Origin of the sequence: Mucilaginibacter celer, assembly GCF_003576455.2 — a bacterium.
GTDB lineage: Bacteria > Bacteroidota > Bacteroidia > Sphingobacteriales > Sphingobacteriaceae > Mucilaginibacter > Mucilaginibacter celer.
Genome location: NZ_CP032869.1, coordinates 5303193 through 5319207, shown reverse-complemented (window position 1 = coordinate 5319207; position 16015 = coordinate 5303193). Strand labels below are relative to the sequence as shown.

Here is a 16015-nt window from a genome sequence, read left to right as displayed (position 1 = left end):
TGATTATTCAGATAAAACTAATGAACGGAAAATCCCACAAGATGCTTATTTTTACAATTGATAAAACGTTTTACTAAATGAAGAAAATTTACACCGCCTTTTTTTATACCTTACTCGCGGCTGTTGGCTTTACAGGCACGGCAACAGCCCAGCTTAATCATCATCCGGCAAACCAACCATACTATCACGCTACTGCCGAAAAGGTCAGTGATTTGATAGATACCCGGCTTGATGTGAAGTTTGATTTTCAGCACGCTTATTTGAATGGAAAAGAGTGGGCTACCTTTAAACCTCATTTTTATCCTACCGATTCGATAAGGCTTGATGCCAAGGGGATGGATATTAAAACCGTAGGCATTATGCAGCAGGGCAAGGTGCTCCCGCTTAAATACCGCTATGAGGATAGCCTGCAGTTGGTTATCAACCTAAATAAAACTTATACAGCAAAAGAGCAGTACACTTTATTTATCGAATACACCGCCAAACCCGATTTGCTGCACGATAAACCGGGTTTTAAACTGGATGGCAAAGGCTTGTATTTTGTAAACCCACAGGGCAAAGAGGCCGGCAAACCAACCCAGGTGTGGACGCAGGGCGAAGCCGAAAGCTCATCGTGCTGGTTCCCCACCATTGATAAACCCGACCAGAAAACAACCGAGCAGATCAGCATGACGGTGCCGGCTAAATATACCACGCTATCAAACGGTTTACTCATCAGCCAAAAAAATAACGCAGATGGTACCCGCACCGATACCTGGAAACAATCGCTGCCGCATTGCCCGTATTTGTTTATGATGGCCGTTGGCGAGTTTAAAGTGTATAAAGATAAATGGCGTAACAAAGAGGTTTCGTACTATCTGGAACCTGCTTACGCGCCTTATGCCAAACAAATTTTCGGGCAAACGCCAGAAATGATGGAGCTGTATTCGAAAGCGCTTGGTGTTGATTTCCCCTGGGAGAAATACGCGCAGGTAGTTGTTCGCGATTATCCGTTGGGCGCTATGGAAAACAGTTCGGCCACTTTGCACGGCGAATATGTGCAGAAAACTCCATGGGATTTAATCGACGACCCGAACGGATCGGGTGGTACAACCATCGCCCACGAACTTTTTCACCAATGGTTTGGCGACCTGGTAACCTGCGAAAGCTGGAGCAACGAAACGCTTAATGAGTCGTTCGCTGTGTTTGGCGAAAAATATTGGAACGAGCGCAAATACGGCAAAGACGATGGTGATGCCAAACGTTATGATGAACTGCAGGCCTATCTTAACAATGGCACTGCCTATAAGCAACCCCTTGTTGCCTTTGTTTATGCCGATGAAGATGGCATTAACGGCGCCAATATTTATGATAAAGGCGGCCTGGTTTTAAATATGCTACGCCATTACCTTGGCGATGATGCCTTTTTTAAAGGATTAGGCCTATATCTGAAAAGCAATGCTTTTAAAAACGGCGAAGTACATCAGCTAAGGCTGGCCATGGAAGAGATTTCGGGCAAAGACCTGAACTGGTTTTTTAACCAATGGTATTACGGTGCCGGTCATCCTGTGCTTGATCTCAGTTATCAATGGGATGCTGCCGCTCATCAGCAAAAAGTATTTATCAGCCAGAAACAGGACGGGCAGATATTTAAAGTACCTGTTGAAATTGATTTATATATCAACGGAAAAGCTACCCGCAAACAAGTTTGGCTTTCAGGTAAAAACGATACACTAAGCTTTGATTGTGCCGCTAAACCAGAGTTGGTTAATGTGGATGCCGATAAGGTATTGCTTGCCAAAAAAACAGATCATAAAACGCTTGATGAGTTTAATTATCAATACCACCACGCCCCGCTTTACCTGGATAGATTAGAGGCATTGAATGTGGCTATAGGCCAGCAAACCACAAAGGCAGGGATGGATATTGTACTCTCAGCATTAAAAGATAAGTACCACGGCTTACAGATAAAAGCCATCAGGGCACTTAAAATGGATAGCGTTGAGATCAGGAAACCGGCGCAATCAATTCTGGCCGACCTGGCTATGCATGATGTAAACTATCCGGTACGTGCGGCTGCTATCAACGCTTTGGGTAAAACCAAAACGGTAGCTTATATTGATATTTACCAGTCATCGCTGGCCAGCCCTTCATATACAGTTAAAGGGGCTGCACTGAATGCGTTAAATGCATTTTCGCCAACAGATGCTTTCATAGCAGCTAAAACTTTAGCCGCTGATAGTAAAGGGCAGCTGCAACAGGCGGTTATCAATGTATATGCCAACAGTGGTTCGGACGCAGAATGGCCTTTTGTAATTGATGCTTACAAAAAAGGTTCGGTACAAAACAAATTTGATCTGGTGGTTCGCGGGCCCTTGGCGCAAATGATAGGCCGCCTTAAAAATAGTCAATACGCGCAGGACGGCATTACAGCCATTCGCGATCTGGCCGTCAGTTATAAAAGATATGGCATAGCGCCAAAGCTGATCACTGCTTTGCAGCAAATTGCCGAAGATCGTAAAAAGCTTGGCGATAACGACTCGGCCAAAGCTGCCGAAGATGCTGTTAAAGCAATCAACGAAGCCAAAGGATAATAGTATAGCTCCAATTGCATTTAAACAAAAGGTCATACCAGAAGGTGTGGCCTTTTGTTTTTTTCGTTTTGGGCAGCGTAAAAACTATCGTACGTTAGCATATAAATAACATCCCGGTTAAATTAAAAGTAACATAAAGCACCCGCTTTACATGCTTGCTTATTGTTAACTTTGCCCGATGAAAGTTAACAAACCAACCATACTTGTTGTTAATGACGATGGCATTACCGCACCGGGCATCAAAGCCCTGATGGATGCCATGGCCGTAATAGGCCGCGTAGTTGTGGTTGCTCCGGATAGCCCGCAATCGGGCATGGGGCATGCCATTACCATAGGCAAACCGTTAAGGCTGGATAAGGTGGATATTTACGAGGGCATTGAAATGTACCGTTGCTCGGGTACCCCGGTTGATTGCGTTAAACTGGCCGTTAACAAAATTTTTAAAGGGCAAAAGCCCGATCTGTGTGTATCAGGCATTAATCATGGTTTAAATAATTCAATCAATGTGCTGTATTCCGGCACCATGTCGGCAGCGGTTGAGGGAGCTATCGAGGGAATCCCATCGATAGGTTTTTCGTTAGATGATTATACTTTACAGGCCGATTTTGAGCCTTGTATTAAATATGTAAAAGAAGTTGCCCTGCAGGTACTGGCTAATGGTTTACCGCAGGCCACCTTGCTTAATGTAAACTTCCCCAATGCTAAGGCAATAAAAGGCCTTAAAATATGCCGCCAGGCCGCCGCCAAATGGGCCGAAGAATTTGATGAGCGCGTTGATCCGCATAAGCGCCCGTATTACTGGCTCACCGGTGTATTCCAGTTGAACGACGGCGGCGAGGATACCGATGTTTGGGCTTTGGAGCACGGCTATGCCTCGGTTGTACCGGTGCAGTTTGATATGACTGCCCACCACGCCATCCCGTATTTAAACAACTGGAAGTTTAACGTATAATTTATGCTTAACAAAAACGATATTGCTGCGGGTTTGCTAATTGGGGCTTTATTACCCTGCATTAGCCTGTTTATTTTTTGGTTTTTGCTTAAAAATCAACTTGTTTTAATGAACAAGCCAGGCATTCCATACCTTACGGCCTTTGCAATTAACCTGTTTATTATCCGCTATTTTTATGGTAGGGGAGCCGATAAAACAGGTAACGGCGTTGCCATGATCTCGTTTTTGTTTTTACTGGCCATTTTTATTTTTAAACTGCAACCGCTATAATGAAATACTACCTGGTAGCCGGCGAAGCTTCGGGCGATTTGCACGGGGCTAACCTCATGAAAGCCCTCAAAACCCTCGACGCGCAGGCCGATTTCCGTTTTTTTGGCGGCGACCTGATGCAGGCCGAAGGCGGCACGCTGGTAAAGCATTATGCCGATATGGCCTTTATGGGTTTTGTGGAGGTAATTGCCAACTTGCAAACCATTCTTAAAAACCTGAAATCGTGCAAGCAGGATCTCTCGGCATACCAACCGGATGTGTTGATCCTGATAGATTTTCCCGGCTTCAACCTTAAAATAGCCGAATATGCCAAGGCGCAGGGCATTTTGGTTTGCTACTATATCTCGCCCAAAGTTTGGGCCTGGAACCAGAAGCGGGTATTAAAAATTAAACGGATTGTTGATCACCTGTTCTGCATTTTGCCTTTTGAGGTAGCTTTTTATAAAGAGTGGGGCATGGATGTTGATTATGTTGGCAATCCGCTGCTTGATGCTGTTTCGGCATTTGTCCCGGACCCGGATTTTCTACAAAAAAACAACCTTGCCGGTAAAAACATTATAGCCTTGTTGCCCGGCAGCCGTAAACAGGAAATAAGCCGCCTGTTGCCGGATATGGTACAGGCCGCAGCAAAATTCCCCGAATATCAATTTGTAATTGCCGGTGCGCCGTCGTTTCAGCCTGATTACTACATTCAATATTTAAACGGAGCTGCTATCCCGGTGGTTTTTAACGCAACGTACAACTTGTTAAATCATGCCCGGGCGGCAGTAGTAGCTTCGGGCACAGCAACACTCGAAACAGCCTTGCTGAATGTGCCGCAGGTAGTTGTTTATAAAGGCGGCACTATAAGCATTGCCATAGCCCGTATGCTGGTGAAGCTGAAATTTATATCGCTGGTAAACCTGATTATGGATAAGGCAGTGGTGAAAGAGTTGATCCAGGAAGATTGCACGGCCGAAAAAATTGGTAAAGAACTTGATCTGCTGCTCAATGATGCTGCCTATCGCCAAACTATGCTGGCCGGTTACGATGAGCTTGATATACGGATGGGGCAACCGGGGGCATCGGCAAAAACCGCAGGGCTGATTGTGAAGTACATGACTAAATAAAACGTCGTTACTTCGTATCTACCTATAACATATAAAACTAAAGCCATGTTGAGTAATAAAATCGGGTGACCTGAAGGTGAAATGTCATTTTCCCCTTTGTCATGCTGAGGAACGAAGCATCTTCTTCGCCCTGTATAGCGGCCATGCTTGTTGAAGAAGATCCTTCGCTATCGCTGCCATTGACACATTATGCAGCTATTTGGTTTTCAGAAAGTTGCATATTGTATTTTTTAGCCATTTTTTTCAACAATGCCATTTCTCTTCTCTGCAATTGATCTTCGTAGCGTTTAGTTCCTTCCTCAACATATGCGGTTCCTTTGGTTAATGTATTATAGTAAGCAATGGCCAACTTTCTGGCACCGGCTTTTATAGCAATCCGCGAATCTTTACGGCCACGGAGCTTTCTCATGAAACTACCGATAGCATTATTCTTACTATTCAATAATGACTGGGCACATTGTTTAAAGATCTGCCCGGCAACATTGCAAGGCATACCCCTGACATTCTTTTTCATTTTTCCGCTCCGATGACTTTTAGGGGATAAGGTTAACCAGTTTACAAAGCTTTTAACTGTAGGAAAACGGCTCATATCCACACCAGTTTCCCCAATCAGCCGCAATGCCGTATAATCATTTATCCCGGGAATGCTGGTAAGGTCAACACCGTATAAGCGCGCCATAGTGGCGTGAAGCCCCGGTATTTTTGGGGCATGATGCCGTACTGCTTTGGCTTTTCCTGTAACTACCTCTTCTTTATCTACACTTAGTTCGTCCAACAGGCGGCTAATCTCCCCGTCTATCTTTTTTATTTGGTTTTGGTGTATATCCCAAAGCTGCATGTTCTGCTCAAGCATGAATAAATAGGTATCATTATACCGGCCTTCCAATGCTTTTAATACTTTTTCACCTTTATATTTTTGAATGCGTTCATCACAAAGGCTAAGTAAATAGTTGCTGTCCCGGTTCCCGGATAATATAGCTTTGATCATATTAATGCCGCTGGTACCATGGATCTGGCTAAGTACCTCCGGAAGTTTGATGTTCATCAACTCCAGGCATTTCTGCATCTTGTTAACATAGGTACTGCCCATACTGATGATATCCAGGCGTTCCCGCACCAAATGACGAAGTTCCATGAACTTGCCCTGGGGGATAAAGCTATGTCTGAGGATGCCGGCAGAAAACAGCTTCTGGATCCACTGGCAATCCCTTACATCAGTTTTTCTGCCTTTCACCTGTTTGGTTTCTTTAGGGTTGACCAGGCAAACCAATATGCCAAGTTCTTCTAACAGAAAGTATAAAGCGATCCAGTAAACACCTGTGGCTTCCATTGCTACCTTTTTTACGCCTCTCTCTTTCAGATACACTGCACAAGCATAATAACTTGATGTGAAGGTTTCAAAGCTGACCACCTCTTTCCCATCAGGGGATACAAAAATCTGCTCAGCACCGATATCAATACCTGCAACATTTTGGTGGACTGTTTCAAAAGTCGTTTCTTTTGCCATAACTTTACTTTAGATTTTAAAATCAAGCAACTTATGGCTCAGGAAAGCGATAAATAAAAGGCACGCTGCCATACGGGAATACTGCAGGTAACAGTATCACCAAAATGCTTACGCTATTTCCTAAAGCAAATCTCAGGGGCGGGTAAATAACACCAAGAGCTAAACTGCTACTCTGCCATAAGTTGCTTTTGCAAAGTTCAGCATTCGCTTGTCATCTGCAATGCTATTATTTGTGCGCAAATAAACCCTACTCAGGATGACAAACTTTTTTAATTATGTCATGGTAGCTTGTCGAAAGGTCGCGCGCAGAGGCCCGCCCCATTATGCTTCGACAAGCTCAGCATGACACCCATTTTATAGGTGCTAATAAAATTTCGGGATCAACTACCTCTTATCTTCCCCCTTGTCATGCTTCTCAGGCTTAATTTCTGATTGCATGGTTTCTTTTTCATAATCGTTTTCGTCTGCCATTGACACATTATGCAGCTATTTGGTTTTCAGAAAGTTGCATATTGTATTTTTTAGCCATTTTTTTCAACAATGCCATTTCTCTTCTCTGCAATTGATCTTCGTAGCGTTTAGTTCCTTCCTCAACATATGCGGTTCCTTTGGTTAATGTATTATAGTAAGCAATGGCCAACTTTCTGGCACCGGCTTTTATAGCAATCCGCGAATCTTTACGGCCACGGAGCTTTCTCATGAAACTACCGATAGCATTATTCTTACTATTCAATAATGACTGGGCACATTGTTTAAAGATCTGCCCGGCAACATTGCAAGGCATACCCCTGACATTCTTTTTCATTTTTCCGCTCCGATGACTTTTAGGGGATAAGGTTAACCAGTTTACAAAGCTTTTAACTGTAGGAAAACGGCTCATATCCACACCAGTTTCCCCAATCAGCCGCAATGCCGTATAATCATTTATCCCGGGAATGCTGGTAAGGTCAACACCGTATAAGCGCGCCATAGTGGCGTGAAGCCCCGGTATTTTTGGGGCATGATGCCGTACTGCTTTGGCTTTTCCTGTAACTACCTCTTCTTTATCTACACTTAGTTCGTCCAACAGGCGGCTAATCTCCCCGTCTATCTTTTTTATTTGGTTTTGGTGTATATCCCAAAGCTGCATGTTCTGCTCAAGCATGAATAAATAGGTATCATTATACCGGCCTTCCAATGCTTTTAATACTTTTTCACCTTTATATTTTTGAATGCGTTCATCACAAAGGCTAAGTAAATAGTTGCTGTCCCGGTTCCCGGATAATATAGCTTTGATCATATTAATGCCGCTGGTACCATGGATCTGGCTAAGTACCTCCGGAAGTTTGATGTTCATCAACTCCAGGCATTTCTGCATCTTGTTAACATAGGTACTGCCCATACTGATGATATCCAGGCGTTCCCGCACCAAATGACGAAGTTCCATGAACTTGCCCTGGGGGATAAAGCTATGTCTGAGGATGCCGGCAGAAAACAGCTTCTGGATCCACTGGCAATCCCTTACATCAGTTTTTCTGCCTTTCACCTGTTTGGTTTCTTTAGGGTTGACCAGGCAAACCAATATGCCAAGTTCTTCTAACAGAAAGTATAAAGCGATCCAGTAAACACCTGTGGCTTCCATTGCTACCTTTTTTACGCCTCTCTCTTTCAGATACACTGCACAAGCATAATAACTTGATGTGAAGGTTTCAAAGCTGACCACCTCTTTCCCATCAGGGGATACAAAAATCTGCTCAGCACCGATATCAATACCTGCAACATTTTGGTGGACTGTTTCAAAAGTCGTTTCTTTTGCCATAACTTTACTTTAGATTTTAAAATCAAGCAACTTATGGCTCAGGAAAGCGATAAATAAAAGGCACGCTGCCATACGGGAATACTGCAGGTAACAGTATCACCAAAATGCTTACGCTATTTCCTAAAGCAAATCTCAGGGGCGGGTAAATAACACCAAGAGCTAAACTGCTACTCTGCCATAAGTTGCTTTTGCAAAGTTCAGCATTCGCTTGTCATCTGCAATGCTATTATTTGTGCGCAAATAAACCCTACTCAGGATGACAAACTTTTTTAATTATGTCATGGTAGCTTGTCGAAAGGTCGCGCGCAGAGGCCCGCCCCATTATGCTTCGACAAGCTCAGCATGACACCCATTTTATAGGTGCTAATAAAATTTCGGGATCAACTACCTCTTATCTTCCCCCTTGTCATGCTTCTCAGGCTTAATTTCTGATTGCATGGTTTCTTTTTCATAATCGTTTTCGTCTTTCCGGTTACGACGGATGAGCCATACCAGCAAAATCACCGCTGCAATAACAACAATGATGATAACGGGATAATTAACCTGTTCCATAATACTATTATTTAAGGTTATTCGTGCAAAACCAAAATCGCTTTTACCGATTTGTTCATCACCTGGTTAACCGTACTGCGGGTAAACAGGCGGTAAACAATATTGTGGTGGTGTTTCACTAAACACAACATATCCGTTTCGTGCGATTGAATAAAGTTCATGATGCCGTTAAGCGCGCTGCTATCCTGGATGTAGTTAAATTCCAGCTCGGTATGCTTAATCAACTCGGCCAGGCGGGCTTCCCTCATTTCGGCCTGCTTAGGTTCGGCATTTTCAGATACGTACAGCACCTGCATTTTGGCCGAGCCAAATGCTTTAATCATCTCATTTAAAGCATTTACATCAGTTGCTGAAAGGCGGGTTTCAAAATCGGTAGCCAATGTAACCATCGGCACTTTGGCAAACTTACTTTCAAGCGGTACAATCAGCGTTGGTATTTTAACTTTGGTAACCATCATACTGGCGTTGCTGCCTACAATGCCGGTTATGCCGGTGGCACCCATAATGCCCATCACCAGCAAATCAACCGGGTTATTATCAATATGTTTGGTTATCACCGCCTTTAAAAAGCCCACGTCGCAAAGCGTGGTGACTTTCACGTTGTTATAAGCTTCATTGCCTGTAAATGGAGTTACCCATTCCTTCAATGCCTCGCGTTTGGCGTTATAGTAATCGTCAATAAATATGGCGTTATAGGTGCTGTTGTTAATGCCTTCGGTTGGGTGTATGGCATGGATAGCACACACTTCGCGGCCCAATATGCTGGCCAGTTCCATAGCGTAAGCCATGGCATTGGCAGCGCATTTTGAAAAATCGGTTGCAACCAAAATCTGTTTCATTTTTCGCTATATATCAGATAAATAAATGAAAAAGCATGAATAATAAAAATGCTAAAATTATAGCTACCGGCAAAGTAAGTACCCAGGCCAATGCAATATTTTTAAGGGTTTTGTTATTTAAATTACCCTTACCGCCCGATGCCACCATGGCGCCGGCAATCCCGCTTGATAGCACGTGCGTTGTACTTACCGGCAGGCCCAGGCCGGTACTTAAACCAATGGTTGATGCCGCTACAATTTCGGATGTGGCACCCTGGGCATAGTTCAGGTGCTCGTTACCTATCTTTTCGCCAATGGTAACCACTATTCTTTTCCAGCCTATCATGGTACCAATACCCAGCGATATGGATATAATGGCAATAACCCAAACCGGCGCAAAATCGGTTACATGTTCAAGCTCGTTGGCAGCAGTTGTGAGTTTTTCTTTTTCCTGCTGATTTAGCGGCACGCGGTTATCTTTAATCACAGCGCGGATATCTTTAATCAGGCCCTCCACCTGTTTACGGTAACGGTAGGTTTTGGCCACCTCTTTTTCGTTTTTTGCAGCCAGCGATTGTTTGGTTTGATTGATAGCCGCAGCCAGCCCGGTAATAACCGGTTTTTTATCGGGGTTGGTACTTAACCGGCTGTTAACAACCTGTTCGGTTTGGTTTAGGGCGGCCATTACCTTATCATTAGATACGGCATGGTTAACCGCAAAACGTGCCGGCATAAAAGCTATCAATATCAGCATAAACAAACCAACACCTTTTTGACCGTCATTACTGCCATGAAAAAAGCTTACCAGCGTACAGGTGGTTACCAACAGCAAACGGATGTGTATTGGCGGCCGGTCGTTTTCGCCGCTGGGGATATGAAACAGTGCGTGCGATTTGGTAACATGTTTCAAAAACAACATCAATAAAGCAGCTGCACCAAAACCGATAAGCGGCGATAAGATTAATGATGCGCCGATTTCGCCGGCTTTATCCCAGTTTACACCGGGGCCTTTATAAAACCAGGTAAATGCCAGTCCGCCGCCAATCATGGCACCTATCATGGTGTGCGAGCTTGAGCAGGGGATGCCGAGGTACCAGGTGCCGAGGTTCCAGATAATGGATGCCAGCAGCACAGCTAAAACCAGGCAGGCACCTACGCTTACCGGCAGGGTCATCAAACTATCTAACGGAACCAGCTTTAAAATACCCATAGCCACGGTAACGCCGCCCAAGCAAACACCCAAAAAATTCCAGGTGCCCGACCATGGTATAGCATAAACCGGCTTCAGGGCCTTGGTATAAATAACCGTAGCTACGGCATTGGCGGTATCATGAAAACCATTTACAAATTCAAACCCAACAACGGCAAGTACACAAAGTAAAAAAACAACCAGCAGCGATCCGCTAAGATCAACCTGGCCTATAAAAGGGAGGATAGTGGCGGGGATACAAAAATGCATAGAACAGCGTTTATCACCGGCTTATTTCATTTAACCCGGCCTTTATCAAATAACCGATTCAGGCGTTTAGTTAACGCAATCACAGTGTTAACATATTGTTAGGTAACAATGCCGAAATTCGGATGTTTGTCTGAACCGGGATTTGGGGGGATTAAGTGATTTATTGGATTTTGAAAGTTGTGTGAACCTGATTTGGGGGAATTAAAGAATTAACAGAATAAAGCTTATTCGAAAATTCAAATAATTCACCCAAATCCGAGCTCAGACATTATCCTGTTAATCCTGAAAATCTACCCAAATCCCGGTTCAGACAAACAAATAAAGCCCTGCTTTTGGCAGGGCTTTATCGTTTTCATAGGATGATGTTGTACTGTATATATGATTGATCAGGCGGCAGTAAGCGTTTGCTGTGCTGCCAACTGCTTGTTGTTTTTGAAGCGGTTGCGTTCGTGGTAGTTTTTAAGCTCGTCTTTTAACAACTCCATTAATTCGGCGTCAAAACGGGCAATCAGTTTAGTAATGGCTGGGGTTGGTTGATATGCTTTCATAGGTAGATGTAGGTAGTGGTGATGTTTTATATTGTGTTGATTATGCTGCCGAATTAAGGTATTGTTTAGCTTTTACAGCTTTAAGGTCGCTCATGATAATTGCTTTTAGGGCGTTATCAAAACTTGCAATCAGTTTAGTGGTTGAAGGTTGTTTTTGCGTTTTCATTGTTTTCAGGTATTAGTGTTTTTAATATTTTAATTTCCTTTATTAATCTTCCTTTTCTTCGGCCTCTTTGTTTTCGCTGAGGTTATCATGGCGGCGTTTCGCTTCTTTGTACTGCCTTACTATTTGTTCCTCGTCGCGGGCATCTGATGTTTTGGTTGGCTCAACCGGGTTATCCCATTCTTTCTCGTTTTCAACCCTCTCCGTTTTGTTTTTAGCTTCCATAACAGTTGCGTTTGATAGGGTACAAACCAATACAATGCCAAAGTTTCAAACTGAAGCAAAAAATGTCATCAAAAACTCAGATATTTTTTACAGTAGTGTGTAAATGCCTGTTTTTTAGGTGTTTTTAATTTTGATTTTTTTTCGATTTTTTTCGCAAGGAAGTTCAAATAGCATAAAAACCGCTGTACGGAATTGATTTGTTACCGGACATCAGGTTCGGTAGCGGACGCTTTTTTGTAGTTTAACATATGCACTGCAAGTACAATAACCGAAAGGATAATACCGATAACGCATACGCCGCTCCACTGGTAGGTTTTCCAAACCTGGCTGGCGAAGAAAGTGCCCAGCGCGCCGCCTATAAAATAAGACACCATGTACACCGTATTGATACGGTTGCGCGCCTCGGGGATTAACGCAAAGATGATGGATTGGTTGGATATGTGCGTAGCCTGCACGCCCATATCCAGCAAAATAACCCCTATAATAAGGCCCGCCATGCTATGGCTCGAAAAATAAAATACAATAAACGAGATGAGGATAAGCCCCAGCGTATAACCTGATAATTTATAAGCATTCATTTTATCGCTCAGCCGCCCCATTAAGCCGGCAGCTACCGCACCGAAAGCGCCAACCAGGCCAAACATACCGGCTGCTGCGCTACCTTCATTAAACTGGGGCTGCTTTAGCAGGAAAACAAGGGTGGTCCAAAAGGCGCTGAAGCCCGCAAAGCAAAGGCCGCCTCTAAAAGCCGCCAACCGTAATTTAGGCTGTGTTTTAATTAGTTGGATTAGTGATTTCATTAATTTAGCATAGTTGCCTTTGTAGTCCGGCTCCACCTCGGGTAAAAACAAAAAGATCATCAGCCAGATGAGCACCATTAGCCCGGCTGCTATATAATACATGCTTCGCCAGCCAAAATGTTCGCCTATAAAGCCACTTAGTGTGCGCGATAGCAGGATACCTATTAACAACCCGCTCATTACAAAGCCAATTTTTTTACCGCGTTCATGAGGCCTGGCCAAATGGGCAGCCATAGGGATTAATAACTGGGGGATAACCGACGAAACGCCTACTAAAAACCCGGCTATCATCATTAAAATTATGGATTGCGCCATGGCGCTTGCCACCAGGGCAATGATCACCAGCACCAGATCAATCAGGATAAGGCGTTTGCGTTTCAGCATATCGGCCAGCGGGATGATAAATAACAGCCCTGTGGCATAGCCTATCTGTGTAAAAAGTGAAATCTGCTGTGCTTTTTTGTCGCTTACACCAAAGGTATGCGCCATATCGGCCAGCAGGGGTTGGTTATAATATATGTTGGCAACCACCAAACCAGTGGCAATGGTCATGATCCATAGCGTTAAAGTGGTAAGATGCGGGTGCTGCTTTTGGGTAGTTGTTGTTGACATGCTTTTAAAGAAGATGTATTTTCGCGGCAAAAATGTTAAAGCATATTTAAAAAATTGCAGTTGTAAAGTAATTTTTGATAGTTTATCCCGTTTAGGAGATAAATTGATTTAGCAATCATTAGTTCTTTTAAGAAGCTTAAAAAGCATTATTTAACAAAAAAATAACATCGATTTTTAGTTTTCTTTAATAAAAATCATCCATAAAATGGTTTTTGCCTGTTTTTCGTCCGAAAAAATGACTTAAACTGCGTTTTGGTGCCCTGTTTTATCTTAAAAATCATTTAAAGTTATCTTTTTGTGAATTTTAAAAACAAAATTCCGGATAAAACATTGTTAAAATAGACTATTATTTAAACCAGGTGTATTTTTTTAAAAAATTAGTAAATTAATAATGATTTATTCTTATTTTTGACAATAAGATATCGGATAAGGAAGTAATTAGTAAAACTTACAAAAAAATTACAAATAAAAATTTCCGAATATCAAAACTTAGTGTTATTTTTACACCGTGTTAAAGATAGCACCACATAAAATAGTCTTCTCATAATTTAGGTTTATAATTGGTTAGTAAAGGCCCCTGCCCATCAGGGGCTTTACTTTTTTATATCCCTCTGGTCTTCAGGCTTTATTCCTTTTGCTTCGATTTTATCATTGGTTAATATTTTGTCGTTTAAAAAATTATTTTTTTCTCTAAAATAAATGTCTAAACCCATAAATAACTGATTAGCAAATAATTAACCGCAATTTATTGCAAAAGTGCGATACCCTTTCCTAACTTTATATATCACAAAACCAGCTTACGCCCCTTAAGCGCAAAATTTAACCTTATGAAAAAGTTTTTCCTGCAAGGCTTACTGATTCTTTGTATGTCTGGATCAGCATTGTATACCCATGCGCAGACCCGCAGCGCCATTATTGTTGGCGATACCTGCGAGGGTAGTACCCTAACCGGCTCGCTTACATCGGGCACCATTGGCGAGGTAAAATGGTATAAAGATACCACCCTGCTTGTTGCCCGTGGCCGCTATGATCCTAACGGCGTAATTGTAGCCGGCGGAAACGGTTCGGGTACCGGCCCCAACCAGATGTACGATACCAGGGGATTGTACCTGTATCACAATCAAATTTATGTTGTAACGGGGCAAAGCGTACAAAAATGGGTACAGGGGGCTACTTCGGGTGTTGTAGTTGCCGGGGGCAATGGTAAAGGATCGGCCCTTAATCAGTTTTATTCGCCACAGGATGTTGTGGTGGATGATGCCGGAAATATTTATGTTTCTGATTACCTTTCATCAAGCGTGCGCAAATGGGCACCGGGTGCAACAAGCGGCACCATTGTGGTAGGCGGCAACGGTTACGGCGCAGCAGCCAACCAGCTCAGCAATCCGCAATCGTTATGTATGGACCGCTTCGGGAATATCTATGTATCTGACCGGTGGAATGCCCGTGTGCAAAAATGGGCTCCGGGTGCTACCAGCGGTACCACTGTTGCCGGCGGCAATGGTAAAGGCAGCGCGGCCAACCAGCTTTATGAAACATCGGGCGTTGCTGTTGATTATGCCGGCAATGTTTATGTAGCAGATACCTATAATTACCGGGTGCAGAAATGGGCTCCGGGTGCTACCACCGGGGTTACCGTAGCCGGCGGCAATGGTAACGGCACAAATGCCAATCAGTTGTCATTCCCGCAGGAGTTAAGTGTCGACTCGGCAGGGAATCTTTACGTACTTGATGCCGGTCGTGTACAACGATGGGCTGTTGGCGCCACTTACGGTGTAACGGTTGCCGGTGGCCTTGGTGTTCCTTCAAATGGTACTGAAATGAGTAAGATCAGTACCTCATTCGGGATGTATTTCGATCCGGTTTCGAGCCAGATCTATGTATCCGATTTGTTTGAGGCCCGCGTACGCAAGTTTAAGGTTGCCAACATCGCCAACTCACAACTTACCAATGTTGCGCCGGCCGTTTATAAGGTGCAGATTAAAATGGTTAATAATGTTGAGTATACCAGCGCGCCAATAAAGATTACTGCAAAACCGGTATTCCCGGGCGCTATTACCGGTCCCGATCAACTGGCCAGCCAGGCAGTGGGGCGGTATAAACTTAACCCTGTGCAGAAGGATGTTACCTACAGCTGGACAGTGCCTGATGATGCCACCATCCAATCGGGCCAGGGTACCTCCATTATTTATGTAAAATGGGGCAATACCACCGGACCGATTACTGTAACCGCTTTCAATACCTGCGGAACCTCGGCAACACGCACGCGGTACATCAATGTGCAAACAGGCCCGATGGTTTTAAAGGCTAAAGATGTTTTGAGCAAAGCACCCGAGCAGCAAAGCCAGCCGCTTGCTACCATTTATCCAAACCCAACGGCAAGCAGTGCTTCGGTGGCTTTTACAACGCAAAAAAACCTGGGTTACGAGCTTACCGTAACCAATATGGCCGGTAAAGCTATGTTAAAGCAAAAAGGGCAGGCGCAGGCAGGCAAAAACAGCGCTCCGCTCGATATCAGTAATTTTAACCGGGGTGTTTACATTGTAAATATCAGGTATGCTGATAATACAACCCAGGTACTTAAAATAAGCAAGCAGTAAGTTTAATAGTTTATACAAACAACAAAGCC

General features: G+C 43.7%; 14 protein-coding genes. 5 read left to right on the top strand and 9 right to left on the bottom strand.

Features of this window, described 5'->3' with window-relative positions; translation table 11 throughout:
* Window positions 1–77: 77 nt before the first annotated feature.
* The 4 genes from HYN43_RS21910 to lpxB all read left to right on the top strand — a co-directional run bounded on the left by HYN43_RS21910 (window position 78) and on the right by lpxB (window position 4904).
* Window positions 78–2573 carry a M1 family metallopeptidase gene (locus HYN43_RS21910; RefSeq protein WP_119406067.1) on the top strand — a complete coding sequence of 832 codons (2496 nt, stop codon included), beginning with the start codon at window positions 78–80 and terminating at the stop codon, window positions 2571–2573.
* Between the two features lie 178 nt (window positions 2574–2751).
* Entirely contained in the window at window positions 2752–3525 is a 774-nt protein-coding gene (gene surE, locus HYN43_RS21905; RefSeq protein ID WP_119406066.1) for a 5'/3'-nucleotidase SurE, read from the top strand.
* Between the two features lie 108 nt (window positions 3526–3633).
* A complete protein-coding gene (locus HYN43_RS30495; protein ID WP_162996580.1) occupies window positions 3634–3795 on the top strand; it encodes a hypothetical protein in 162 nt (53 codons plus the stop codon).
* Window positions 3795–4904, top strand: a complete 1110-nt coding sequence (lpxB, locus tag HYN43_RS21895) for a lipid-A-disaccharide synthase (RefSeq protein ID WP_119406064.1) — start codon at window positions 3795–3797, stop codon at window positions 4902–4904. The genes HYN43_RS30495 and lpxB overlap by 1 nt, the downstream gene beginning before the upstream one ends.
* A gap of 187 nt (window positions 4905–5091) precedes the next feature.
* On the opposite strand, the gene HYN43_RS21890 is transcribed toward lpxB, so the two are convergent.
* The 9 genes from HYN43_RS21890 to HYN43_RS21865 form a co-directional block, all read right to left on the bottom strand.
* Window positions 5092–6411, bottom strand: a complete 1320-nt coding sequence (locus HYN43_RS21890; protein WP_119406063.1) for an IS110 family RNA-guided transposase — start codon at window positions 6409–6411, stop codon at window positions 5092–5094.
* Between the two features lie 478 nt (window positions 6412–6889).
* Window positions 6890–8209: an IS110 family RNA-guided transposase gene (locus HYN43_RS21885; RefSeq protein ID WP_119406063.1), complete on the bottom strand. Its 1320-nt coding sequence runs from the start codon at window positions 8207–8209 to the stop codon at window positions 6890–6892.
* Between the two features lie 384 nt (window positions 8210–8593).
* Window positions 8594–8761: a hypothetical protein gene (locus HYN43_RS30490; protein ID WP_162996579.1), complete on the bottom strand. Its 168-nt coding sequence runs from the start codon at window positions 8759–8761 to the stop codon at window positions 8594–8596.
* A 17-nt stretch (window positions 8762–8778) separates the two neighbouring features.
* A complete protein-coding gene (locus HYN43_RS21880; RefSeq protein ID WP_119406062.1) occupies window positions 8779–9600 on the bottom strand; it encodes a universal stress protein in 822 nt (273 codons plus the stop codon).
* 13 nt (window positions 9601–9613) lie between these two features.
* On the bottom strand, window positions 9614–11038 hold the full coding sequence (locus tag HYN43_RS21875; RefSeq protein WP_119406061.1) for an inorganic phosphate transporter: 1425 nt from the start codon (window positions 11036–11038) through the stop codon (window positions 9614–9616).
* A 386-nt stretch (window positions 11039–11424) separates the two neighbouring features.
* Window positions 11425–11586 carry a hypothetical protein gene (locus tag HYN43_RS30485; RefSeq protein ID WP_162996578.1) on the bottom strand — a complete coding sequence of 54 codons (162 nt, stop codon included), beginning with the start codon at window positions 11584–11586 and terminating at the stop codon, window positions 11425–11427.
* Window positions 11587–11626: 40 nt separating this feature from the next.
* A complete protein-coding gene (locus HYN43_RS30920) occupies window positions 11627–11752 on the bottom strand; it encodes a hypothetical protein (protein WP_281024302.1) in 126 nt (41 codons plus the stop codon).
* A gap of 42 nt (window positions 11753–11794) precedes the next feature.
* Window positions 11795–11974: a hypothetical protein gene (locus HYN43_RS21870; protein WP_119406060.1), complete on the bottom strand. Its 180-nt coding sequence runs from the start codon at window positions 11972–11974 to the stop codon at window positions 11795–11797.
* A gap of 200 nt (window positions 11975–12174) precedes the next feature.
* Window positions 12175–13386 carry an MFS transporter gene (locus tag HYN43_RS21865; protein ID WP_205589802.1) on the bottom strand — a complete coding sequence of 404 codons (1212 nt, stop codon included), beginning with the start codon at window positions 13384–13386 and terminating at the stop codon, window positions 12175–12177.
* Window positions 13387–14213: 827 nt separating this feature from the next.
* On the opposite strand from HYN43_RS21865, the gene HYN43_RS21860 reads away from it, so the two are divergent.
* On the top strand, window positions 14214–15986 hold the full coding sequence (locus tag HYN43_RS21860; protein ID WP_119406059.1) for a T9SS type A sorting domain-containing protein: 1773 nt from the start codon (window positions 14214–14216) through the stop codon (window positions 15984–15986).
* The last annotated feature ends 29 nt before the right edge of the window (window positions 15987–16015 follow it).

Bases quoted from the DNA above. Each gene is read 5' to 3' on its own strand.
- surE (WP_119406066.1), top strand. From the start codon at position 2,752: ATGAAAGTTAACAAACCAACCATACTTGTTGTTAATGACGATGGCATT.
- HYN43_RS30920 (WP_281024302.1), bottom strand. From the start codon at position 11,752: ATGAAAACGCAAAAACAACCTTCAACCACTAAACTGATTGCAAGTTTT.
- HYN43_RS21910 (WP_119406067.1), top strand. From the start codon at position 78: ATGAAGAAAATTTACACCGCCTTTTTTTATACCTTACTCGCGGCTGTT.
- HYN43_RS21865 (WP_205589802.1), bottom strand. From the start codon at position 13,386: ATGTCAACAACAACTACCCAAAAGCAGCACCCGCATCTTACCACTTTA.
- HYN43_RS21890 (WP_119406063.1), bottom strand. From the start codon at position 6,411: ATGGCAAAAGAAACGACTTTTGAAACAGTCCACCAAAATGTTGCAGGT.
- HYN43_RS21875 (WP_119406061.1), bottom strand. From the start codon at position 11,038: ATGCATTTTTGTATCCCCGCCACTATCCTCCCTTTTATAGGCCAGGTT.
- HYN43_RS21880 (WP_119406062.1), bottom strand. From the start codon at position 9,600: ATGAAACAGATTTTGGTTGCAACCGATTTTTCAAAATGCGCTGCCAAT.
- HYN43_RS30485 (WP_162996578.1), bottom strand. From the start codon at position 11,586: ATGAAAGCATATCAACCAACCCCAGCCATTACTAAACTGATTGCCCGT.
- HYN43_RS30490 (WP_162996579.1), bottom strand. From the start codon at position 8,761: ATGGAACAGGTTAATTATCCCGTTATCATCATTGTTGTTATTGCAGCG.
- HYN43_RS21885 (WP_119406063.1), bottom strand. From the start codon at position 8,209: ATGGCAAAAGAAACGACTTTTGAAACAGTCCACCAAAATGTTGCAGGT.
- HYN43_RS21870 (WP_119406060.1), bottom strand. From the start codon at position 11,974: ATGGAAGCTAAAAACAAAACGGAGAGGGTTGAAAACGAGAAAGAATGG.
- HYN43_RS21860 (WP_119406059.1), top strand. From the start codon at position 14,214: ATGAAAAAGTTTTTCCTGCAAGGCTTACTGATTCTTTGTATGTCTGGA.
- lpxB (WP_119406064.1), top strand. From the start codon at position 3,795: ATGAAATACTACCTGGTAGCCGGCGAAGCTTCGGGCGATTTGCACGGG.
- HYN43_RS30495 (WP_162996580.1), top strand. From the start codon at position 3,634: ATGAACAAGCCAGGCATTCCATACCTTACGGCCTTTGCAATTAACCTG.